Origin of the sequence: Polaromonas naphthalenivorans CJ2 (genome assembly GCF_000015505.1) — a bacterium.
Lineage (GTDB): Bacteria > Pseudomonadota > Gammaproteobacteria > Burkholderiales > Burkholderiaceae_C > Polaromonas > Polaromonas naphthalenivorans.
The window spans coordinates 3,392,969-3,415,504 of sequence record NC_008781.1; the positions used below are offsets into that span (position 1 = coordinate 3,392,969).

The 22,536-nt window shown below is 60.7% G+C and carries 19 protein-coding genes; 3 read left to right on the forward strand and 16 right to left on the reverse strand.

The features are described from left to right. Window positions 1-7: 7 nt before the first annotated feature. From PNAP_RS15940 to PNAP_RS15960, 5 genes are all read right to left on the reverse strand, one after another. Entirely contained in the window at window positions 8-2,251 is a 2,244-nt protein-coding gene (locus PNAP_RS15940; RefSeq protein WP_011802563.1) for a polysaccharide biosynthesis tyrosine autokinase, read from the reverse strand. Between the two features lie 11 nt (window positions 2,252-2,262). After that, complete coding sequence (locus PNAP_RS15945) at window positions 2,263-2,706, reverse strand: low molecular weight protein-tyrosine-phosphatase (protein WP_011802564.1); 444 nt, start codon at window positions 2,704-2,706, stop codon at window positions 2,263-2,265. A gap of 13 nt (window positions 2,707-2,719) precedes the next feature. Then, window positions 2,720-3,895: a polysaccharide biosynthesis/export family protein gene (locus tag PNAP_RS15950; protein WP_011802565.1), complete on the reverse strand. Its 1,176-nt coding sequence runs from the start codon at window positions 3,893-3,895 to the stop codon at window positions 2,720-2,722. 310 nt (window positions 3,896-4,205) lie between these two features. After that, complete coding sequence (locus tag PNAP_RS15955) at window positions 4,206-4,760, reverse strand: transcriptional activator RfaH (protein ID WP_011802567.1); 555 nt, start codon at window positions 4,758-4,760, stop codon at window positions 4,206-4,208. 338 nt (window positions 4,761-5,098) lie between these two features. Beyond that, window positions 5,099-6,445, reverse strand: a complete 1,347-nt coding sequence (locus PNAP_RS15960; protein WP_011802568.1) for a hemolysin family protein — start codon at window positions 6,443-6,445, stop codon at window positions 5,099-5,101. A gap of 24 nt (window positions 6,446-6,469) precedes the next feature. On the opposite strand from PNAP_RS15960, the gene PNAP_RS15965 reads away from it, so the two are divergent. Further along, a complete protein-coding gene (locus tag PNAP_RS15965; protein ID WP_041377360.1) occupies window positions 6,470-7,318 on the forward strand; it encodes a symmetrical bis(5'-nucleosyl)-tetraphosphatase in 849 nt (282 codons plus the stop codon). Window positions 7,319-7,374: 56 nt separating this feature from the next. Here PNAP_RS15965 and PNAP_RS15970 read toward each other — a convergent pair whose 3' ends face one another. From PNAP_RS15970 to PNAP_RS15980, 3 genes are all read right to left on the reverse strand, one after another. Next, window positions 7,375-8,304 carry a YihY/virulence factor BrkB family protein gene (locus tag PNAP_RS15970; RefSeq protein WP_011802570.1) on the reverse strand — a complete coding sequence of 310 codons (930 nt, stop codon included), beginning with the start codon at window positions 8,302-8,304 and terminating at the stop codon, window positions 7,375-7,377. Between the two features lie 116 nt (window positions 8,305-8,420). Next, window positions 8,421-9,884, reverse strand: coding sequence for a DEAD/DEAH box helicase (locus PNAP_RS15975; protein ID WP_011802571.1), 1,464 nt, complete (start codon window positions 9,882-9,884; stop codon window positions 8,421-8,423). A gap of 203 nt (window positions 9,885-10,087) precedes the next feature. Further along, on the reverse strand, window positions 10,088-11,020 hold the full coding sequence (locus PNAP_RS15980) for an NAD-dependent epimerase/dehydratase family protein (RefSeq protein WP_011802572.1): 933 nt from the start codon (window positions 11,018-11,020) through the stop codon (window positions 10,088-10,090). A gap of 62 nt (window positions 11,021-11,082) precedes the next feature. Between PNAP_RS15980 and PNAP_RS15985 the strand changes: the two genes are divergently transcribed. Further along, on the forward strand, window positions 11,083-12,123 hold the full coding sequence (locus PNAP_RS15985) for a CDP-6-deoxy-delta-3,4-glucoseen reductase (RefSeq protein WP_011802573.1): 1,041 nt from the start codon (window positions 11,083-11,085) through the stop codon (window positions 12,121-12,123). A 99-nt stretch (window positions 12,124-12,222) separates the two neighbouring features. Here the strand turns inward: PNAP_RS15985 and PNAP_RS15990 are convergent, their stop codons facing one another. From PNAP_RS15990 to PNAP_RS16025, 8 genes are all read right to left on the reverse strand, one after another. Further along, entirely contained in the window at window positions 12,223-12,942 is a 720-nt protein-coding gene (locus tag PNAP_RS15990) for an ABC transporter ATP-binding protein (RefSeq protein ID WP_011802574.1), read from the reverse strand. Window positions 12,943-12,955: 13 nt separating this feature from the next. Then, entirely contained in the window at window positions 12,956-13,723 is a 768-nt protein-coding gene (locus tag PNAP_RS15995) for an ABC transporter ATP-binding protein (RefSeq protein ID WP_011802575.1), read from the reverse strand. A gap of 11 nt (window positions 13,724-13,734) precedes the next feature. Beyond that, the gene (locus PNAP_RS16000; protein WP_041377362.1) at window positions 13,735-14,844 is read right to left on the reverse strand and encodes an ABC transporter permease subunit; all 1,110 of its coding nucleotides are present in this window, start codon (window positions 14,842-14,844) and stop codon (window positions 13,735-13,737) included. 38 nt (window positions 14,845-14,882) lie between these two features. Beyond that, window positions 14,883-15,812 carry a branched-chain amino acid ABC transporter permease gene (locus PNAP_RS16005; protein ID WP_011802577.1) on the reverse strand — a complete coding sequence of 310 codons (930 nt, stop codon included), beginning with the start codon at window positions 15,810-15,812 and terminating at the stop codon, window positions 14,883-14,885. 256 nt (window positions 15,813-16,068) lie between these two features. Further along, a complete protein-coding gene (locus tag PNAP_RS16010; protein ID WP_011802578.1) occupies window positions 16,069-17,367 on the reverse strand; it encodes a replication-associated recombination protein A in 1,299 nt (432 codons plus the stop codon). A 51-nt stretch (window positions 17,368-17,418) separates the two neighbouring features. After that, window positions 17,419-18,069, reverse strand: a complete 651-nt coding sequence (gene lolA, locus PNAP_RS16015) for an outer membrane lipoprotein chaperone LolA (protein WP_011802579.1) — start codon at window positions 18,067-18,069, stop codon at window positions 17,419-17,421. Between the two features lie 5 nt (window positions 18,070-18,074). Then, on the reverse strand, window positions 18,075-20,531 hold the full coding sequence (locus PNAP_RS16020; RefSeq protein ID WP_011802580.1) for a DNA translocase FtsK: 2,457 nt from the start codon (window positions 20,529-20,531) through the stop codon (window positions 18,075-18,077). Between the two features lie 78 nt (window positions 20,532-20,609). Continuing rightward, entirely contained in the window at window positions 20,610-21,299 is a 690-nt protein-coding gene (locus PNAP_RS16025) for a Crp/Fnr family transcriptional regulator (RefSeq protein WP_011802581.1), read from the reverse strand. A gap of 171 nt (window positions 21,300-21,470) precedes the next feature. On the opposite strand from PNAP_RS16025, the gene trxB reads away from it, so the two are divergent. Continuing rightward, window positions 21,471-22,415, forward strand: a complete 945-nt coding sequence (trxB, locus tag PNAP_RS16030; protein ID WP_011802582.1) for a thioredoxin-disulfide reductase — start codon at window positions 21,471-21,473, stop codon at window positions 22,413-22,415. Window positions 22,416-22,536 lie beyond the last annotated feature (121 nt).

Sequence of the window (22,536 nt, forward strand, 5' to 3'; positions counted from 1 at the left end):
TGGCTGTTTACTGCCCGTCTGTTTTGCCGTATTGGTAGTTGGTGTAGCGGTAGCGGCTGTATTTGTAGCCATAGCCGCCGTAGCGCTGGCGGCTGGTGTCCAGATCGTTAAACACGACGCCTTTGACCTGCACACCGGTCTGGCCGAGGCGCTTGGTGCTTTCCTGCAATTCGCCGAGTGCGGTCACTTCGGCCCGGGCTACCAAAAACACGGTGCCGGCATGCGGTGCAAGTACCTGCGTGTCTGACACGGCCAGCACGGGCGGAGTGTCGATCAGCACCAGGTCGTATTGGGCAGACAGGGCTTCCAGCAGTTGCACGGTAGCGGGCGACATCAGCAATTCACCGGGGTTGGGCGGCATGGTGCCAGTGGTGACCAGATCCAGATTGGGTGCAACGGCGCGGCGCACCACATCGCCCAACGTGCGGCTGCCGGCAATCAGCTCGCTCAAGCCGTGGCCGCGCTTCATGCCAAAAAACTGGTGAATGTGGCCTTTGCGCATGTCGGCGTCAATCAGCAGCACACGCTTGCCGCCTGCGGCCAGCACGGCGGCAAAGTTGGCACTCGTAAAGGATTTGCCAATGCCCGGAGTGGGACCAGTGAACAGCACCACGTTGTTGCGCGCATCAAGCATGGCAAACTGCAGCGCAGTGCGCAGGCTGCGCAGGCTTTCCACACCAGGGTCTTCGGGATGCGTAATGGCCAGCAGGTGGTTGCCTGGAGCCTGGATCTTGATCAGCCTGGAAAGCTTGTCCTGCTCAGCCGAATGCGGCACGGTGGCAAATACATGCAGGCCGGTGGCCGACTCGATATCGGCCGGATCCTTGATACCAGGGCGCAGGCTGTTGCGCAAAAATGCCAAGCCCATGCCCAACAGCAAGCCAAGCACGCCGCTGATGGCCAGTATTTGTGAGCGCTGGGGCTTGATGGCCCGCTCAGGCACAACAGGTGCATCAACCACCCGAACATTACCGACCTTGCCTTCCTTGACCAGGAGCAATTGCTGTGAGCTGGTCAGCAGGTTGAGATACAGCTCGCTGTTGACCTTCACATCGCGTGTCAGGCGCAGCAAGTCTTGCTCGGTATTGGGCAGTGTCTTGACCTTGGTGGTCAGGCCCGCAATTTCCTTGCTGACGGCGGAAATTTGTGCATCCAGCGTCTGGATGACGGGGTGAGCAGCGGTGAACTGCGCGATTTGCTCGCGTCGTTTTTGCTGTAGTAACAGGAGGTCGCCTTGTAGCTTGACAGCTGTTTCAAGATACGTTTTCCCTTCAACGCCCAGGTCAAACGTGCCGTTCTGGTTGCGATACTTGTTGAATCGAACTTCGGATTCTTCCAACTGCTTTTTAAGCTGAGGCAAGAAATCACCCAGGAAAGCAAGTGATTTTTCTGCTTCGGCCGATTTGCGCTCGACATTCTGGCGCACATAGTTGGTGCCTACGGCATTCAGGGTACGGGCAATTTGTTGCGGGTCGGTGCCTTGCAGTTGCACCGCAATCACACCGGACTGACGACCTTGCTCCGAGATGGCCAGTTGCTGCTGCAGCCCTTGAATCACACCCAGACGGGAATAACGCGACACGTCGAAGTACGCGCCGGGCTTGGCCTTGAGTTCGGTCACCAGAATGCGGCCCTTGTCTTCCCCGCTGCCAAAGTCTGCCGGCGTACCGGTTTTGCCCTGCACCAGCGTCTGACCATTAGGGTCGCGTAATTCATAACCGCCTTCAGTGGCCACCAGCAGCAGCGGTTGGGCTTGCAACGCTGCGGGTACTTCGAGCAGTCCCAAACGAATGGATTCATTGCCAGAGACATAACCGCCCATGCCCATGAATCCGGGATTGGACAGATCGGTGGCACGCCGTGCAAGCCAACCACCGACCAGCGGGAGGTATTGAGGGGTGGCTGTGACATACAACTGCAGGTCATCGACGGCCTTGCCGACCACCAGGCGAGAGCGCAGGATTTCTATTTCGGCCGTGGCGGGTGACTTGATGTCAAACAGGCTGGCTGCATCGCCCAGGGCACCGGCAGCACCGGGCTTGCTGTCTTCAACCTGAATCAATGTATTAGCTTCATAAACCGGGCGGCTAAGGAAGGCATAGGCACCGCCCAGCACCAGCACCAGTGCAGTCACGCCGACAATGAGCCAGCGCGCATCAAGCAGCACATCGAGCAAGCCTAACAAGTCAATTTCATCGTCTTGTGCGTCAGCAATGTACGAGGCAGGCACTGGAGATTGAGAAGGGTTCATACGGTCAGGCATCACGAAACAAGATTGATACGGCGTACCCACTCGTCCACGCCCTGGGCGATGGCAGCATGGGCAGCTTCGAAGGCAGCGCGAGGCTGACGGTAAGGGTCGGCAATTTCAAAAGCGCCTTGCGGGCCGAATTCGCCCAGACGACGGATTTTTCCGCGCGCCAGCGGGTAAAGCTTTTGAAGTTCTTGCTGATGGCTGGTTTCCATGACCAGCACCAGGTCGGCATGGCTGCACATCCAGCCGGCAACCTGTTGGGCGCGATGGGCGGACAGGTCCAGGCCATATTGCTCGGCTATTTCGCGGGCGGTAGCTTCCGCGCCATGGCCGACCACGGCATGCAAACCGGCCGACCAAACCTTGCGGCCGGGCAGGCGGTCTTTAAGAAGCGCTTCAGCCACGGGGCTGCGGCAGATGTTTCCAACGCAAATAGTCAGGATGTTGTTCATCACTTGCGCGCGGTCATTTGGTAGTAATGTCACGCGCGGTGTTGGTGATTTGCGCGCTGGGCAGGATCAGGCTGACCACGCGGTTCCAGAGCACCAGCGGCACGGGATCGACAAACACCACATCGCGCGATTTGAGTTCAAAGCCTTCGGACAGTGCATAGGCCGTTGGGGAACTGGCGTCTAGGTGGTAAATCTCAGGTGTGCTGGAAGTGGTGGCACCACTTGCATCGGCAACCGTGGCACTGTCGCCATTGCGGCTGCGCACGACGTAAATCTGGCGCGGATTGCCGGAAGTGGCATTCACGCCGCCAGCCTCGCCAAGGGCTTCATTGAGCGTGAGCCGGCCATTGCGCAGGGGCAATGTCATCGGCCTGGTGACTTCGCCCATCACATACACCTTGGTATCGTCGCGGCTGCCCACGCGCAACAGATCTCCTGAGGTTAGCAGGATGCTTGATGGATTAACGCCCAGCGTGCTCAACTGCGGCATGTTGATCATGGTGGTGGTTCCCTTGCGGGTAACAGCTACCGTAGCCCTGTCGGCCGTGGGAGTCAGCCCCCCTGCGCGGCTGATGGCCTCGGGCAGCGTCATGGGAATGTCGTTGATGGCTTGCAGGCCGGGGGTACGAACCTCTCCATCGACATAAATACGCCCGGCGCGATAGGCCTGCACGCGCAGGGTGACTTGCGGATCCTGCAGGAATTTGGCCAGGCGGCGGGTGATTTCTTCACGGGCCTTGTTTTCTGTCAGGCCGGCAATTTTGAAGGTGCCCAGCAGCGGAAACTGGATCAGGCCTTCGGGGCTGACGTTGTAGCCGTTGCCGACAGACGCCAGGCCTGAAGCATCTGCAGTCAGCGTAGCACCCGCCGGAGCCAGAACCAGTTCGGGATGGTTCCAGACGACGATATTGATCACGTCGCCGGGGCCAATGCCATAGGGCTTGGCCTCGGCAAACAGGCTTTTCACATCGGCGCCCAACTCAGCTTTTCGCAAGGTGCGTTGCTGGCTGATGAGTTCGGGCGTGATGGTCAACAGTGCACCGGGAGGCGCCTGATCCGAAACAGCCCCGCTCTCTTGGGAAGTACCGGCGCTTGAAGGTGTCGATTGGCTGGCTTTTTGAACCCCCTTGCCAATGGATAACCCCGGAGCCAGCGCGCAACCGCCCAGCCAGGCGACGACCAAGGCCATGACAGGCCAGCGCGCGCGCTTAAGTATGGAAGTTGAGTTTGATTTCTGGTGCATGGGCATTAAATGACGAAGGACAAAAGTTGAATGTATCTGTATTTAGTGTGAAAAGACGTAATCGAATCTCTACAAGGATTGACAAACAGAAAGAAGGGTTATGAATGAAAGAAACGCTGCATAGGCAGTAAGGCGTACAGGCTACCGCAGTGTTTTTCACCATTTCAAGGTGAAACACAGTGGGTAAATCTGCAAAATTTGACAACTCTCAGACCGGCAATGCCTACAAGCAAATACCAAGCCACGGTTTAAAAATTCAGGCCGCTACCAGTTGGTGATGATCAACACGAACCAACTGCTGGCGACCCATTATTTCGAGAAGCACTGCCACTCGGCAGCTGGAAACACTTTTGACAACGCCTTCGAGTCCACTCAAGGCTGAGTTACAGAAGCGGACCAAATGGCCCGGACGCAAAGTACTCAACTCAGCCACATCCGCCGCATTGCGGAGTTGCTCAAGCTGCCGGATGGCGTCGAGCATGTCAGGGCGAATGGTGGCAAATTCAGAACCAAAACTGACAATTTGCGCCACGCCACGGGTTGAGCGGACAGGTGCAATTGATTGGGCAAGCGACGTTGTCCTGAAAAATACATAACGTGAAAACATGGGCTCAAAAACAGCCTGCATGCCTGCGTCAATTTTTTTCAGTCGTTTGTAAAGTGGAAGATACACATCGAAACCCTGTTGCTGCAGATTTTGCAACGCGACAGTTTCAAGACGTGGACGAGTGTGAGCTAAAAACCACAAAGATTCAGAATCGGTAGAGGCTGGATCAGGGTTGGCAGTTCGATTATCAAACTTGGAACTCATTGAAAACTCACTTTTCAGATGCAGTAAATCTATCTTTTTTAGGACTTTGACACCGGAAAACTCAGTTCGCCAGATTGTGCGATTGCAGCAATTTTAACGATGCCACACAGATTTCCAACAAAAAAAACAATTTTTGACAATCCTGACTGTGCCAAATTTATGTAATTTTTAACGTGTTTTGAATTTCAAACGCATTTGAAGTGCAGCAACAATGCCCAGAAAAACCTGAATTTACATTGGGAAGTTGACTAAAAAATGACTGATGCCCCTCGACTTGAAATCGAATAGGGTTACCTATCGAAGGCTTTTCAATCTCACATTAGTTACGCTATGTAACTTTAATCGAAATTAGCACGAGTAGGTGCACCAATTTGGGTAACCATGAGCTTGTCAATCCGCTTGCCGTCCAGATCAACAATCTCAAACATCCATCCCGCGCACTTGATGCGCTCGCCAGTGACAGGAAGGTGCCCGGAAACCGACATCAGCAACCCGGCAACGGTGTTGTAGCGCCCACGGTCTTCTTCCGGCAATTCCCTGATGTCGAGCCGGGCCTTGAGTTCCGATACAGGCATGAGGCCGTCAATCAGCCAGCTGCCATCTTCACGCCGGGTAGCCCATGCGTCCAGGGTGGTGCCGGTTTGCAGTTCGCCAGTGATGGCCTCCAGCATATCCATGGGCGTCATGAGTCCCTGCACCACGCCGTATTCATCAACCACCAGCAGGATGCGGGTGGAACGGGCGCGGAACTGCTCCAGCAACTCCATGCCGGTCAGGGTTTCTGGCACGAACACGGCCGGAACGGCATACGGACCGATGCGGTCTGCCACCGTGGGAATGGAGCCTGCAGGATTGCCATGCGATGCTGGTTGAATCTGGCCGCGCAAGGCGAGCAACTTGGCAACATTGACCACGCCGACCACATCGTCGAGGCTGCCCCGGCAGACCGGATACCAGGAATGCCCGGTGGCCCCTGCCTTGTCGATGGCATCGGCCACCGTGGCAGAGGCGTCCAGCCACTCGATGCTGGCGCGCGGCAGCATCATGGAGGTCAACAGCCGGTCGTCAAGCAAAAATACGTTTTGCACCATCTGGTGCTCATGCTCCTCGATCAGCCCGGCATCAACGCCCTCTTCCAGGCTGGCAGCAATTTCCTCTTCGGTCACAGCCCGGCCGGCACTGTTGTCAACCCGAAGCAGTTTAAGCACGGCGTGGGTGCTGACGGACAGCAGCCAGACAAAGGGCTTGGCGCCGGCAGCCACCCACATCATGGGCCGCGACACCAGGCGCGCCACGATTTCAGGGTAAAGCTGGCCAATGCGCTTGGGCACCAGTTCGCCAAACACGATGGTCACATAGGTAATGCTGGCCACCACGATGGCCGTGGCGGAGATGTCGGCAGCACCTAGCGAGACCCCAAAAGTTTGCAGCCACAGGGAGACGCCGCCACTGAATGCGGCCTCGCCAATGATGCCGTTCAGCATGCCAATCGAGGTGATGCCCACCTGCACCGACGACAAAAACTGCGTGGGATTGCCGAGCAGGTCCAGCGCGGCCCGAGAGCCCTTGTCGCCTGATTCGGCCATGGCGTTCAGACGTGCCTTGCGGCTTGATGCCAGCGCCAGTTCGGACATGGAAAAAACGCCATTGAGCAGCGTTAAAAAAACAATAAGGAGGAAATCCATGGATCCAGGGGCAGAATGAAGAGCATGTCACTTTACTGTATCGGCGACCTGCAGGGCTGCAGCGCGCCATTTCACCGGCTGCTGGAGAAAATTGATTTCTCCCCGAGCCGCGACACCTTGTACCTTTTGGGCGACCTGGTGAACCGGGGACCGGACTCGCTGGGCACCTTGCGCAGCCTGATGGCGCTGGGCGATGCGGCGCAGTGCCTGCTCGGCAACCATGATCTGCACCTGCTGGCGCTGTGGCAAGGCGTGCGCAAGCCGGGCCGCCACGACACGCTGAACGACCTGCTGCAGGCACCGGACCGCGAAGGGCTGCTGGACTGGCTTCGCCACCGCGCCATGGCGATGCACCGCCATGGCTGGCTGATGGTGCATGCGGGTGTATTGCCGCAGTGGAGTACGGCGCAAACCCTGATGCTGGCGGCAGAGGTGGAATCCGCTTTGCGCGGACCTGACCTGAAAGGCTTTTTGACTGCCATGTACGGCAACACGCCCTGCCAGTGGCAGGGTAGCCTCGAAGGTGCGGACCGGTTGCGGGTCATCGTGAATGCGCTCACGCGCCTGCGGTTTTGCACCGCGCAAGGCGCGATGGAGTTCAGCAGCAGCGAGAGCGCCCATGGCGCGCCTGTTGGCTACATGCCGTGGTTTGAAGTGCCGGGACGGGCCACCCAGGACACGCCCATTGCTTTCGGGCACTGGTCCACCCTGGTGACGGACGCCCGCCAGCATACGGGCTTGCGAAACAATGTCCTGCCGCTGGACACGGGTTGCGTCTGGGGCGGCTGCCTGACAGCGGCCAGGCTGGGCGCGGCCGGTGTGGTTGAGTTGATCCAGGTGCCTTGCGAGCAGGCGCAAAAACCAGGAAAATAAACCGGGTCAATAAGCGCGCGGACGATTTCGCCCACGCTTTTTGCCATCATTGATGGCTACGCGGCCAGCCCCGGCGAAACCTTGTGTTCATCAGCCAGCGCAGCCTCGTCAGCCCACGCACGCGCCATGCTTGCCGCCAGCAGCAACACACCGGACGAGAAATAAATCCACATCAGGATGACGACCAGCGAGCCTGCCGCGCCATAGGCCGACACAACGGCAGCCGTGGACAGGTAATAGGCCATCAGGTACTTGCCGACCTGAAACAAAATCGCACCGGCCACGGAGCCCATCACCAGAAAACGCAAGGCGGGCTTGGGCGCGGAACTCATTCTCATGAGGCCCAAAAACAGCGCAACGCAAAAGGCGATGGAAACCAGCTCGTTGAGCACCCACACGACTTTGTCAATCGGCAAATAAGTGCCTGCCCAGCCCGACAAAAGGCTGGAAAAAGTTGATACAGCCAGCGATACCAGCAGCAAAAAGCCCAAGGCCAGGATGTAGCCAACACCGCGCAGGCGCAGGCTGGCGCTGTACCACCATTTCTGCCGGGGGGTTTCACCGCTGCCCTGCCGCCACAGCCGTTCAAAAGCGTCCTGCAGTTCAGCAAACACCCCGGTCGCGCCGGAAAGCAGCAGTCCGAATGCAAACAGCGATGCGGTGATGCCTTCCGAGGGTTGCTTGGCGCTGGTCATGGCTTGCTGTACGACCTGCGCACCCTGCTCGCCGATGACGCCTCGAATCTGCGCCACCAGGCTGCTTTCAATAAAACTGCGGTCCAGCCACCAGCCCATCACCGCCACCAGCAGCACCAGGAGCGGCGCCAGGCTGAGAACGCCGTAAAACGACATGGCCGCGCTCATGCGCATCCCGTCGGCGGCTATCCACTGGTTGACGGCACGCCACAAGGGCAGGTAAATTTTCTGAAGCCGGGAATGACCGGCAGGGGCCAGGGTGAGAGGTCGTGGTGCGGGTGTGGCCATCATGCCGATAGCCTACAGGGCTTATGCGAAGGAATAAGCAGACAGCCGCGCCACTTACCGTAGGCAGAGGCTGACGACAGCCAGCCTGCGAATTCCGGAGAGATCAATCAAACGCCAAGTCAGGAAGACTTGAACAGCGCGGCGATTTTCTTCTTGGGCTTGATGTTGGCCGACACACCGTTGCGCGCAGGATTGGCCTTGGCCGACGCTTCCCAGGAAGGCAGGGATTGCGCCGGGATGCCGGGTTCGTAAGGCCGGTCAAAAAACGGATCGCGCGAGGCTGCCGGCTGGCGATGCGGCGTGTATTCGCGGCGCTCACGGCGCTCGGTCGTGCGTTCGCGGGGTGGCCGTGACTCTGCTGGCGCGCCACCCTCCTCGCCTTCGCGGTACATGCGCCGGCCGTCGTTGATTCGGCCCTGCTCGCTGATGCGCGGCGTGTCTTCCTCGAACTCCATGGGTTCGATCTCGATCTTGGTCTTGATGAGCTTTTCAATGTCGGTCACCAGGCGCTGGTCGCTGGCAGCGACAAAACTCACGGCCAGGCCCGATGCGCCGGCGCGGCCGGTGCGGCCGATGCGGTGGACATAGTCTTCAGCGTTGAAGGGAACGTCGAAGTTAAACACCGCTGGCACGTCCTTGATGTCCAGCCCGCGCGCCGCCACGTCGGTGCAGACCAGCAAATCGACTTCGCCGCTTTTGAACGATTCCAGCGCTTTCAGGCGCTCGTCCTGGCTCTTGTCGCCGTGCAGCGCGGTGGTCTTGAGGCCTTCGCGCTCCAGCGAGCGCGCCAGGCGCGCGCAACCGAGCTTGCTGTTGACAAAGACAAACGCCTGCTTCAGATCGCGCGCCTTCAGGATCTGGTGCAGCGCGCGGCGCTTGTCGTCGGCGCCCACGCTGTAGAAATGCTGCTCGACCGTGGCAGCGGTGGCGTTGGAACGCGCCACTTCGATCGTCACCGGGTCTTGCAGGAAGCTGGCCGCCAGGCGCTTGATCTCGGGCGAGAAGGTGGCCGAGAACAGCAACGTGATGCGCTGCTTGGGCAGGTAGCTCAGGATGCGCTGCAGGTCGGGCAGAAAGCCGATGTCGAGCATGCGGTCGGCTTCGTCGAGCACCACGTATTCGACCTGGTTCAGCACCGTGTTCTTGGCTTCGATGTGATCGAGCAGGCGGCCCGGCGTGGCGACCAGCACCTCAACGCCTTTTTTAAGCTCCAGCGTCTGCGGCTTCATGTCCATGCCGCCAAACACCACCGCGCTGTTCAGGTTGGTGTATTTGGCGTAGAGCTTGACCTGCTCGGCCACCTGCACGGCCAGTTCACGGGTTGGCAGCAGCACCAGCGCCCGCACCGGATGGCGCGCTGGCGAGGTCGAAGCGTTCTCGTGCTTCATCATCCGCTGCAGCAGCGGGAGCGCAAAGGCAGCGGTTTTTCCGGTGCCGGTCTGGGCTGCGCCCATCACGTCTTTGCCCTGCAGAACGACCGGAATGGCCTGTTCCTGGATGGGGGTCATGGTTTCGTAGCCCATTTCGGCTACGGCGCGTGCCAGCGGTTCGGCCAGCGAAAGATTGGAAAAAGAAGAGGTCATTTAGCTTTATATTGTCGCACTTTGGGTGAGAAAAGCCTTTTGGGCTGATTCACAAGGCTACCGCCAGCGGCTCAAGCCGCTCGACAGGCTCATCAAACCACATGATAATGCTATATATTTTATAGCTAACCATGCCCACTGGCTATGCGCAGAAGGCTTAAATAACCATTTATTTCAAGTTGAAGCCGCCGCCATGGCGGCCTTCAGCTTCGCAAACCGCACAAACCATCGCTAACGGTCGGATAGCGCAGCGCCAGACCGAGTTCCTTCTTCATCCGCTGGTTGTCCAGCCGGCGCGACTCGCTCATGAAGCTCAGCAGCATCAGCGGCAACTGCTCGTTTGCCGTGCTGCGCCCGACGCGGGGCGGCCGGGGCAGGTGGTAAAGGTCGGCCGCCAGATCAAAGTAGTCGCCCATCAGCAACTGCGTGTCGTCGCAGACGTTGCTGATGCGCTGCGGCTTGCCGCGCCACAGGGCGGCCAGACAGGCCCGGGCCAGGTCGTCGGCATGGATATGGCTGGTGTACACATCGTCTTCACGGCGCAGCACCGGCGTGCCCCTGAGCAGCCGCGCGCGCGGCGTGCCGCCCTCGCGGTCGGTGGCATAGATGCCGGGAATGCGCAACACATGCACCGGCGTTGCGCTGGCGCGGCCGAACAGCCGCACCTGGCCTTCGGCATGCACCCGGCGCTGCGAACGCGGCGTGTTCGGGCTCAGGCGCCAGGTTTCATCGACCCGCTCGCCGCCGCAATCGCCATACACGCCGCTGGTCGAGCCGTACACCAGCGACTGCGGCAGGCTGCGCAGGCGCAGGGCGCGCAGCAGCGCCAGCGTGCGCGGATCATCGCGCCAGTTCGGGTCGTGGCTGGGCGGCGGCGCCAGGTGCACCACGCGCGTGGCCAGTCCGGCCAGCCGGCGCAGCGTTGCCGCATCGTCCAGATTGCCCAGCAGCGGCGTGATGCGATCCCGGCGCAAGGCCGGCAGCCGCTCGGCGGACGAAGTCAGCGCAATGACCTTGAGCCGGGGCGGCAGCTGGCGGGCCACGCGCAGGCCGACATCGCCGCAGCCGACGATGAGCACGCGCTGGCGGCGAAAACGCGCGGGCAGCGCGCCTAGGGGATTGAGGTTTGAAGGCAAAATTGGGTGTTGCTGGCAGACCAGCCCGGTCGAGTCATAAAACCCTCAAGGATAAAGCGAATATGAGTTTCAACGTAAGCGTTCTGCCCAGTGGCCGCAGCTTTAGCGCCAACGCCGGCGAGCCCCTGCTGGCCGCCGCCATTCGTCAGGGCATCGGCCTGCCCTACGGCTGCAAGGACGGCGCCTGCGGTTCGTGCAAATGCAAAAAGCTCGAAGGCACGGTGACCCACGGCACACACCAGCTCAAGGCCCTGTCGGCCGAGGAAGAAGCCAATGGCTTCATCCTGACCTGCTGCGGCGTGGCGCAGTCCGACGTGGTGCTCGAATCGCGCCAGGTCACCGATGAAAGCGCGTTTCCGGTCCGGAAAATGCCGGTGCGCGTGACCAGCCTGGTGCGCGCATCGCCCGACGTGATGATCATTCGCCTGCAGCTGCCGGCCAGCGACATGCTGAAATACCACGCCGGTCAGTACGTCGAGTTCTTGCTGCGTGATGGCGACCGGCGTTCGTATTCGATGGCCAATGCGCCGCATACCCAGGTCGAGGCGCCGGGCGTGGAACTGCACATCCGCCACATGCCGGGCGGCAAATTCACCGACCACGTCTTTGGCGCGATGAAGGAAAAGGAAATCCAGCGCATCGAAGGGCCGTACGGCAGCTTCTTCCTGCGCGAAGACAGCGACAAGCCGCTGGTGCTGCTGGCCTCGGGCACCGGCTTTGCGCCCCTCAAGGCGCTGATCGAGCACATGCAGTACAAAGGCATCACGCGCCCCGCCGTGCTGTACTGGGGCGGACGCCGCCCGGCCGACCTGTACATGAACGACTGGATGCTGGCCAAGGTGGCAGAAATGCCAAGCCTGCGTTACATCCCGGTGATTTCCGATGCACTGCCCGAAGACCAGTGGAGCGGCCGCACCGGCTTTGTCCACAAAGCCGTGCTCGAAGATTTTGCAGACCTGTCGGGCCACCAGGTCTATGCCTGCGGCGCGCCGATTGTGGTGGAGTCGGCGCGTGACGAATACAGCGCCCTGGCGGGACTGCCGGCGGAAGAATTTTTTGCCGACTCGTTCACCAGCGAAGCTGACAAGGTCAAGGCTGCCTGAGGGGCTTTGGCGCTTAAAGTCACGAAGCCCTATCGAGCTACTAATTCAATAGCAAGCTAGGCCCGTGGACAAAGCGCAAGAAGCCAAAATAGCTAAAAATCACTCGCCCAGATAAGCGGCCCGGACCCGGGGGTCATTGAGCAGCGCCTTCGCTTCGCCATTCATCGTGATGTTGCCCGACTCCATGACATAGCCCCGGTTGGCAATGCCCAGCGCACGGCTGGCGTTCTGCTCGACCAGCAGCACCGTCATGCCCAGCGCCGAGACATCGCGCACCACCTCGAAAATCTTGTCCACCATGATTGGCGACAGGCCCATCGACGGCTCGTCGAGCAGCAGCACCTTGGGCCGGCTCATCAGCGCGCGGCCCATGGCCAGCATCTGCTGCTCGCCGCCCGACATGGTGCCGGCCAGCTGGTCCTTGCGCTCGCGCAGGCGCGGGAACAGCACGAACATCTTTTCGATGTCGGCGGCAATCCCGGCGTTGTCGCTGCGGATGTAGGCGCCCATCTGCAGGTTTTCGGTGATGGTCATGCGGGCGAACACGCCGCGCCCCTCGGGCACCATCGCCAAGCCCTCCTTCACCAAGTCCCAGGCGCCGCGCCCGCGTATGCTTTTTCCCAGGTATTCGATGTCGCCGCCCAGCATCGGCAGGCCGCCGGTGATGGCCTTCATGGTGGTGGTCTTGCCGGCGCCGTTGGAGCCGATCAGCGTGACCAGCTCGCCCTCGCGGACCTCGAAGTCAACGCCCTTGACGGCCTGGATGCCGCCGTAGGCCACCTGAAGACCGGTCACCTTGAGAAGTGTATTTGCTGCCATGGTTGTGGTTCCTTTAATGACCTGCGCCCAGATAGGCGGTGATCACTTTTTCGTTTTTCTGCACCTCGGCAGGCAGGCCCTCAGCGATCTGCTTGCCGTAATCGAGCACCGTCACGCGGTCGCACAGGCCCATGACCAGCTTCACGTCATGCTCGATCAGCAAAATCGTGCGGTTGTCCTTGCGGATGCGGTCGATCAACTCGCGCAATTGGACTTTTTCAGTGGCGTTCATGCCGGCGGCGGGCTCGTCGAGCGCAATCAGCTGCGGGTCGGTGGCCAGCGCGCGGGCAATTTCCAGCCGGCGCTGGTCGCCGTAGCTCAAAGTGCGCGCCTTGAAGTCGGCGTATTTGCCGATGCCCACATAGTCGAGCAACTCCTGCGAGCGCTGGGCGATTTCGGCCTCTTCGCGCTTGAAGCCGGGCGTGCGCAATATCGCGCCGATCAGGCCCGAATGGGTGCGCACATGGCGGCCGACCATGACGTTTTCCAGCGCCGTCATGTCGGCGAACAGGCGGATGTTCTGGAAGGTGCGGGCAATGCCGGCCTTGGCCACTTCATGCACCGCCGTCGGCTTGTAAGGCTTGCCGGCCAACTCGAAGGTGCCGCTGTCGGGCGTGTACAGCCCGGTCAGCACATTGAAAAAGGTCGTCTTGCCGGCGCCGTTGGGGCCGATCAGGCCATAGACCTGGCCGCGTTCGATCTTGATGCCGACATCGCTCAGGGCCTGCAGGCCGCCAAAGCGCTTGGAAACACCCGAGACATTCAGAATGGTTTCGCTCATGTCCATTCTCCTTAGGGATTGATTGACTGGATGGGATCTTTGCCGGCGCGCTTGTTCAGCGACTTGCCGTGCTCGGCCGAGGGCCAGAGTCCGCGCGGGCGCATCAGCATGACGGTGATCATGGCCAGCGCAATCAGCAGCTGGCGCAGGATGGACGAATCGAGCCGGCCGTCGGTCATGGCCTGCAGCGGCCCGGCCACATGGCGCAGGACTTCGGGCAGCGCGGCCAGCAGCAGCGCGCCCAGGATGACGCCGGGCAAATGCCCGATGCCGCCCAGCACCACCATGGCGACGATCATCACCGACTCCATCAGGCTGAACGATTCGGGCGAGACAAAGCCCTGGAAGGAAGCGAACATCGAGCCCGACACGCCGCCAAAGGTCGCGCCCATGCCGAAGGCCAGCAGCTTCATGTTGCGGGTGTTGATGCCCATGGCTTTGGCGGCGATCTCGTCCTCGCGAATCGCCATCCAGGCGCGGCCGATGCGGGAATTTTGCAGCCGGTGGCAAAGAATGACCGAAAAAATCACCAGCGCCAGGAACAGGTAGTAATACATCGAGACCGAAGTGAACTCGATGCCGAAAAAGGTGTGCGACTTGCCCAGGTCAAAGCCGAAGAACTTCATCGAATCGATCTGGCTGATGCCCTTGGGTCCGTTGGTCAGGTTGATCGGGCGGTCCAGGTTGTTCAGGAATACCCGGATGATTTCGCCAAAGCCCAGCGTGACGATGGCCAGGTAGTCGCCGCGCAGCTTGAGCGTCGGCGCGCCCAGCAACACGCCAAACAAGCCGGCCAGCGCGGCCGCCGCCGGAATGGTGGCCCAGATCGGCAGGTGCAGGCCCTCGGGGAAATTCGCGGCGATCCATGGAAAGGCCTCGGCCAGGTGGGGCGAACCGAGCAGCGCGAACATGTAGGCACCGACCGCGAAGAAGGCGACATAGCCCAGGTCCAGCAGGCCGGCATAGCCGACCACGATGTTCAGTCCCAGCGCCAGCAGCACGTACAGCAGCGCCATGTCAACGATGCGCACCCAGGCGTTGCCGCCTTGCTGCAGCAGCAAGGGCAGCACCAGCAAGGCCAGCGCGGCGATCAGGATGGTGGCGAGTTTTTTGGTTTTCATCATCATTTTTCCTTGTGTGTCAGTTCCATGGACTGGCCTTACGCCCGGTCCGCCACACGTTCGCCCAACAGGCCCGAGGGGCGCAGCGTGAGCACGAAAATCAGCACGATAAAGGCAAAAATATCGGAATACTGGCTGCCCAGCACGCCGCCGGTCAGAGGTCCGATGTAGCCGGCGCCAATCGCTTCGATCAGGCCCAGCAGGATGCCTCCCAGCACCGCACCGCCGAGGTTGCCGATGCCGCCAAACACGGCGGCGGTAAAGGCCTTCAGGCCGGGCAGAAAGCCCATGGTGTGCTGCACGGTGCCGTAGTTGGAGGCATACATCACGCCGGCCAGCGCCGCCAGGATGGCGCCGATGATGAAGGTGGCGGAAATGACGGTGTCGGGCCGCACGCCCATCAAGGCGGCAACGCGCGGGTTTTCGGCGGTGGCCCGCATGGCGCGGCCCAGCTTGGTGTAATGCACCAGCCACATCAGCACCGACAGCGAGACCGCCGTGGTGCCCAGGATGAACAACTGCGTCACGGTGATCACGGCGCCGCCAATCTGGAAGGGCTCGGCCGGCAGCAGCGTCGGGTAGGACTTGTAATTGGGCTTCCAGATGATCATGGCCAGCGTCTGCAGCAGCAGCGACATGCCGATGGCGGTGATCAAGGGGGCCAGCTTGGGCGAGTTTCGCAGTGGCCGGTAGGCGACTTTTTCAATCGTGAAGTTCAGCGCGGCGCACACCACGAAAGCGATCAAGAGGGAAATCAGCAAAACCAGCCAGCCGGGCGCGCCGGGCATCGCCTCCTGCATCCAGCCGATGATGGTCCAGCTGGTGAGCGCGCCGACCATCAGGACCTCGCCGTGTGCAAAATTGATCAGGTTGATGATCCCGTACACCATGGTGTAGCCCAGGGCGATCAGGGCATACATGCTGCCCAGGACCAGTCCGTTGATGATTTGCTGTAGCAAAACTTCCATATCCGCTCCGTTTATTTGAATGAGCCAACTCTGCTTGCGCCATGCCTGCATGGGATCACCATGAAGACACGCGAGTTAACAAAAAGCCCGCCTGTCTCCAGTCCGATAACTGGTGAAGGTGGCGAGCTAGTGCGCAAATTGTAGCCACAGGCCTCTAGCGAGAATCGCGCCACTGCTGGCGTTTTCGCCGGGTTTACCCTTGAGAAATTGAACTTTTACGGCTGATACAGGCCTTATCAGCGGGTTTTCTGATGCATCAGTTTTTCTGATGGTTTTTTGCCTTCAACTCATTCAACTTATCGGCAATCTTGATCTCCAGACCCCGGTTGACCGGACGGTAAAAGCCCGGATCGACCATGCCTTCGGGAAAATAATTCTCTCCGGCCGCAAACCCGCCGTCCTCGTCATGCGCATAGCGGTAGTTCTTGCCGTAGTCGAGTTCTTTCATGAGCTTTGTTGGTGCATTGCGCAAATGCAGCGGCACCGGACGGGTGCCATCCTTCTTGATGAAGGCCTTGGCTTCGTTGAAGGCCTGGTACACCGCGTTCGACTTGGGCGCGACGGCCAGGTACACCACGCATTGCGCCAGCGCCAGCTCGCCCTCGGGTGAGCCCAGGCGTTCATAGACCTCGGCCGCGTCGAGCGCCAGGCGCAACGCGCGCGGGTCGGCCAGCCCGATGTCCTCGCTGGCCATGCGGATCAGGCGGCGCGCCATGTAGCGCGGCTCGGCCCCGCCATCGAGCATGCGCATGAACCAGTAGAGTGCGGCGTTGGGGTCGGAGCCGCGCACCGACTTGTGCAGCGCCGAAATGGTGTCGTAAAACTTCTCCCCGCCCTTGTCGTAGCGGCGCAGGCGCTCGCCCAGCACCTTGAGCAGCCAGGCATCGGTCACGCCGGTGATTTTTTCGGCCCTGGCCGCGACGCTGAGCGATTCGAGCGTGTTGAGCAGGCGCCGGGCATCGCCGTCGGCATAAGCAACGAGCCGGTCAACGGCTTCAACTGCTATTGTTTCAATAGCTGGCAGCGCCCGTTCAGAAAGGACTCTGGCTATTATTTGCTTAAGATCATCCTCCGTCAGCGGCTGCAGCACGTACACCACGGCGCGCGACAGCAGGGCCGAGTTCACCTCGAACGACGGGTTTTCGGTGGTGGCGCCAATGAAGGTGAACAGGCCGCTTTCGACATGCGGCAGGAAAGCATCCTGCTGACTTTTGTTGAAGCGGTGCACTTCATCGACAAACACGATGGTGCGCCGGCCGCCCTGCCCTTGCCAGATGGTCGCCTGCTCGACCGCTTCGCGGATGTCCTTGACGCCGCCGAGCACGGCCGAAATGGTGATGAAATGCGCATCGAAACTGCTGGCCATCAGCCGGGCGATGGTGGTCTTGCCCACGCCGGGCGGCCCCCACAGGATGCAACTGTGCGGCTCGCCCGACTCGAACGCGATGCGCAGCGGCAGGCCTTCGCCGAGCAAATGCTGCTGGCCGATGACTTCGCCAAGATTTTTGGGACGCAGCCGCTCGGCCAGAGGTGGGTGAGAAGCGGGCTTGGCCATGAGGATGTGCGCTGCGCTGCCGTGGACAGCGCGGCCTGGTTGTGGTTGCTGTTACTGCCGGATCACATCCGCGCCCTTGGGCGTGATGAACTGGAAGGCGTCCTTGGGCAGGGCCGGGTTGACTTCAACCTTGCTGAAGCTCAGCACCGAGCGCTGGCCGAAGCTGTCGAGGATTTCGAGTGCCGCCAGCCCGGCCGGTTTTTCTCCTGCGCGAAAGCCGACGCGCACGGCCTGCAACTGGCCCTCTTTCGTCTTGGGCGTTGCCACGACCCATTCGAGGCCGTCCTTTTCAGGCGCGGCGGCCAGGGTGAAATCGGCCTGCAGGGCGCGCAGATCGGGCGCGGCGGCAATCAGGGCGGCCGGCGTCGAGCCCAGCGCGGCGGATTGCTTGCGCGCCGTGACCTGGTTCAGGTCGGCGTCATAGAGCCACAAGGTCTGGCCGTCGGCGACGATGCTTTGCTCGAACGGCTTTTTATAGAGAAACTTGAAACGGTTCGGCCGGGAGAATTCGAAAGTGCCGCTGGAGGTTTTGCTGCGGGCGGTCTGGCCCTCCTTGGCGGGCGCGGTCACCACCTGGGTGAAGTCGGCGCGGCCGCTGCTCACGGTCTTGACAAAGGATGCAAGGCTTTCCAGGCCGTTTGCGCATGCTGCATGGGCAGATGCAGCTATTAAAACAGTAGCAAAAAAACATTTCAGTTTCATCAAGTTCACTCCGTGCGTGCAGGCACCAAAATTTCGCGCTGGCCGCTGCCACTCATGGCGCTGACCAGTCCGGCGTTTTCCATATCCTCGACCAGCCGCGCGGCGCGGTTGTAGCCGATCTTGAGGTGACGCTGCACCAGCGAAATGCTGGCCTTGCGATTCTTGAGAACCACTTCCACGGCCTGGTCGTACATCGGGTCTTTCTCGCCGCCCGCATCGCCGCCCGTCAGGTCGCCGCCTTCGCCATCGACCGTTCCGCCTTCCAGCACGCCGTCAATGTAGTTGGGCGTGCCGTGCTGCTTGAGGTAGGCCACGACCCGGTGCACTTCATCGTCACTCACAAACGCACCATGCACCCGGATTGGAAAGCCTGTACCACTCGGCATGTAAAGCATGTCACCCATGCCCAGCAAGGCCTCGGCGCCCATCTGGTCAAGAATGGTGCGGCTGTCGATCTTGCTGCTGACCTGGAAGGACAGCCGCGTCGGGATATTGGCCTTGATCAGGCCGGTGATCACATCGACGCTGGGGCGCTGCGTGGCCAGGATCAAATGGATGCCGGCGGCGCGGGCCTTTTGCGCCAGGCGTGCAATCAGCTCCTCGATCTTCTTGCCGACCACCATCATCAGGTCGGCCAGCTCGTCGATCACCACGACGATATAAGGCAGGCGCTCCAGCGGCTCGGGCTCGTCGGGCGTCAGGCTGAAGGGGTTGTAGATGAACTCCTCGCTGGCATTGGCTTCATCAATCTTGGCGTTGTAGCCCGCCAGGTTGCGCACGCCCAGCTTGCTCATCAGCTTGTAGCGCTTTTCCATTTCGGCCACGCACCAGTTCAGGCCATGGGCCGCCTGCCGCATGTCGGTGACCACCGGCGCCAGCAGGTGCGGAATGCCTTCATAAACGCTCATCTCCAGCATTTTGGGGTCGATCAGCAGCAGCCGCACATCGCGCGGATCGGCCTTGAAGAGCAGGCTCAGAATCATCGCATTGATGCCCACTGACTTGCCCGAACCGGTGGTTCCGGCCACCAGGCAATGCGGCATCTTGGCCAGGTCGGCGACAACGGCATGGCCGGCAATGTCCTTGCCCAGGCCCATGGTGAGCAGTGAGGTCGCGTCGTTGTACACCTGCGAGCCCAGAATTTCGCTGAGCTTGATCATCTGCCGCTTGGCGTTGGGCAACTCCAGCGCCATGTAGTTTTTACCCGGAATGGTTTCAATCACGCGAATGGACACCAGGCTCAGGGCACGCGCCAGATCCTTGGCCAGGGTGACGACCTGAGAGCCTTTCACGCCGGTGGCCGGCTCGATTTCATAGCGGGTAATCACCGGGCCGGGCGCTGCGGCAACGACGCGCACCTCGACGCCAAAGTCCTTGAGCTTTTTCTCGATCAGCCGTGATGTCATTTCCAGGGTTTCAGCGGCGACGCTTTCCTGGCGCAGCAAGGCGGTGTCCAGCAGGCTGACCTGCGGCAGCCGGGAGTCGGAAAGGGATGGCAATGCGGATGCCGCCGGTGCAATGGACGCGGCTGGCGTCGTCTTCAAGGCAGGTGCCGGCGACAACACCGCCGCTGGCGTGGCTGGCGACGACGGCACCGATGGCGCAGCGACTGGCACAACCGGCGGCGCCTGCGGCCGGATCTTGACGGCCCGCTCGCTTTTTGGCGCCTCCGCCGCTGGCGGCTTGATGATGACCGGCACCGGATGCTGCTCTTCAATCTCGATGCGTTCGCCGGTCAGTGTTTCCTCGCGCTCGCGGGCGGCTTTCTTGCCGACCGCCAGATCCTCGGCAACCTCGCGTTGTTCACGGCGCAAGGCAATCACGCTGTCAATCCTGGCGCCCAGCACCAAGGCCACGCGCGCCCAGGAAAAATTAAAGACGCCGGCCACGGCGATCACGCCCAAGGCGATGAGGAGCAGGCCCGAGCCGGCGAATCCCAGCCACTTGACGCCCAGGTTGCCCAGCACATAACCGATCACGCCGCCGGCATGTCCCGGCAGCCTGAACTCGAACCGGTACAGGCGAGACCACTCCAGCGCCGCACTGGCCGCCAGCAGCAGCAGCAGGCTCAGCCAGAACTGGAGGCGGCTGGCGGAATGCTCCGGCGACAGCGAATCACCGCGCAGCCCGCGCGTCACTGACCGCAGCCAGGCCCAGCAACCCGCCACCAGCGCCCACCAGACGGAAAACCCCAGCAAAAAGTAGCTGGCGTCGGCGACCCAGGCGCCCAGGTGGCCGCCCCAGTTCCGGGCTGCCACCACGGTGCTGCTGGCAGCCTCCGGATTGCCGGAGGTTGACCAGGCAGCGTCCTGCGGCGAGTAGCTCAGTAGAGCGGCCAGCCAGAGGATCAGGCCAACCAGTCCCAAAATCAGGCCGACTTCGCGGGCGAAACGTTTGAAGCCGCCGGGCGCGCCCGCAGCAGGAGAATTTCTGGAGTTCAGGGTATCTAGCGAGTAAGTCATAAACGGGTCTCAGAGCTTAACGTAGTTGGGTCAGGCTTTGAGGTCAAGCGCAGCCGAGAACTGTAAGCGCTTGACAAGTCAACCCAGCGAATGCAGGTGATGCGTCACCAGCAAAGAGCCGTCGCCCTGCGTTTCGATGAAACCGCGCTCTTCAAGGTCCTTCATGACCCGGCTGACCATCTCGCGCGAGGCGCCGACCATTTTCGCCATGTCCTGGCGCGAGACCTTGCCAGGGATCACGGCATTGCCTGCGGCGCACCGCATACTTTCTCCGGCGAACTCCAGCAGCACCCCGGCCACCCGGCCATAGACATCCATCAGGGCCAAGGACTCGATTTTGCGATCTGCCTGGCGCAGGCGCTGCACCAGTCCCTTGAGCACCGCATAAGCCATGGAGTCGATGTCGGGCAGGCAGCGCGCAAACTCCGGCTGGCCCAGAATCAACACATCCGTCTGCACCTCCGCCAGAACCGAGGCTGAATGGGGCGCCTGGTCGATCAGGCTCATCTCGCCCACGTAGTCACCCGAATGCATGGTTGCAAGAATCACCTCGCGCCCTCGCACATCGGTGCTGACGACGCGGGCACGGCCGGTCAGAAGAATGGTCAGGGCATTGGATCTCTTGCCCTGCTCGACGATGGTTTCACCCCGCTTATAACGACGCTTGACCACGGCATCGGCTACCGAAGCCGCCTGGCTGGCGGTCAACATTGAAAAAAGGGGCACGCGTCGAATCAGTTCGAGCCTGGAAACCATGGTGGGGGTCATTGCCATGCCCTCCAGACCACACCACCGACAACTGCCGCGTGATTTCTTACAATGGCCGCGCTTTCGCAAAAAAAAGATGCTGTCAAAGTTTCACCTTGCTGGGACACATACATACGCGAATACGCGACCTGACTCTACATGAGTTCCAACACTTCCATTGGGTTCTTCACCATGAAACATTCCAGAGTTCTCATTCTCGGCTCAGGCCCCGCAGGCTATACCGCAGCCGTGTATGCAGCGCGCGCCAACCTCAACCCGGTACTGATTACCGGCATCGCCCAGGGCGGCCAGCTCATGACCACCACCGATGTGGACAACTGGCCGGCCGACGTTGACGGCGTCCAGGGGCCGGAACTGATGCAGCGCTTTCTGGCCCACGCCGAGCGCTTCAAGACCGAAATTATTTTTGACCATATCAACCAGGTGGACCTGAGCCAGCGGCCTTTCACGCTGACCGGCGACAGCGGCACCTACACCTGCGATACCCTGATCATTGCCACGGGCGCCTCGGCCAAATACCTGGGACTGGAATCGGAAACCGCCTTCATGGGCCGGGGCGTTTCTGGTTGCGCCACCTGCGACGGCTTCTTTTACCGCCAGCAGGAAGTCTGCGTGGTGGGAGGCGGCAACACGGCCGTTGAAGAAGCGCTGTATTTGTCCAACATCGCCAGCAAGGTCGTGCTGGTGCATCGCCGCGACACCTTCAAGGCCGAGGCCATCCTGATCGACAAACTGCATGAAAAAGTGGCCAGCGGCAAGATTGAACTGAAATTGCACCACACCCTTGACGAAGTGCTTGGCGACGCTTCCGGCGTGACCGGCGTGCGCCTGAGAAGCACAAAAACCGATGCCACGCAGGACATCACCCTCAAGGGCTGCTTCATCGCCATTGGCCATCAGCCCAACACCGACATTTTTGCCGGCCAACTGGAAATGAAGGGGGGTTACATCATCACCCAGACCGGCCTGCAGGGCATGGCCACCATGACCAGCATTCCAGGCGTGTTTGCCGCAGGCGATGTGCAGGACAATATTTACCGCCAGGCGATTACCAGCGCAGGCACCGGCTGCATGGCAGCGTTGGATGCCCAGCGTTTTCTGGAGCAAAGCGACTGAAAGTCCTCTCGACGCCGCCGCACTTCACTTGCTCAAGTCCCCATCTGCAGGGTTTGCCAAAGTCCTGATTTCTGATAATTTTGTTTTCGGGCTATAATTTATGGCTTAGCTGAGCATTCGT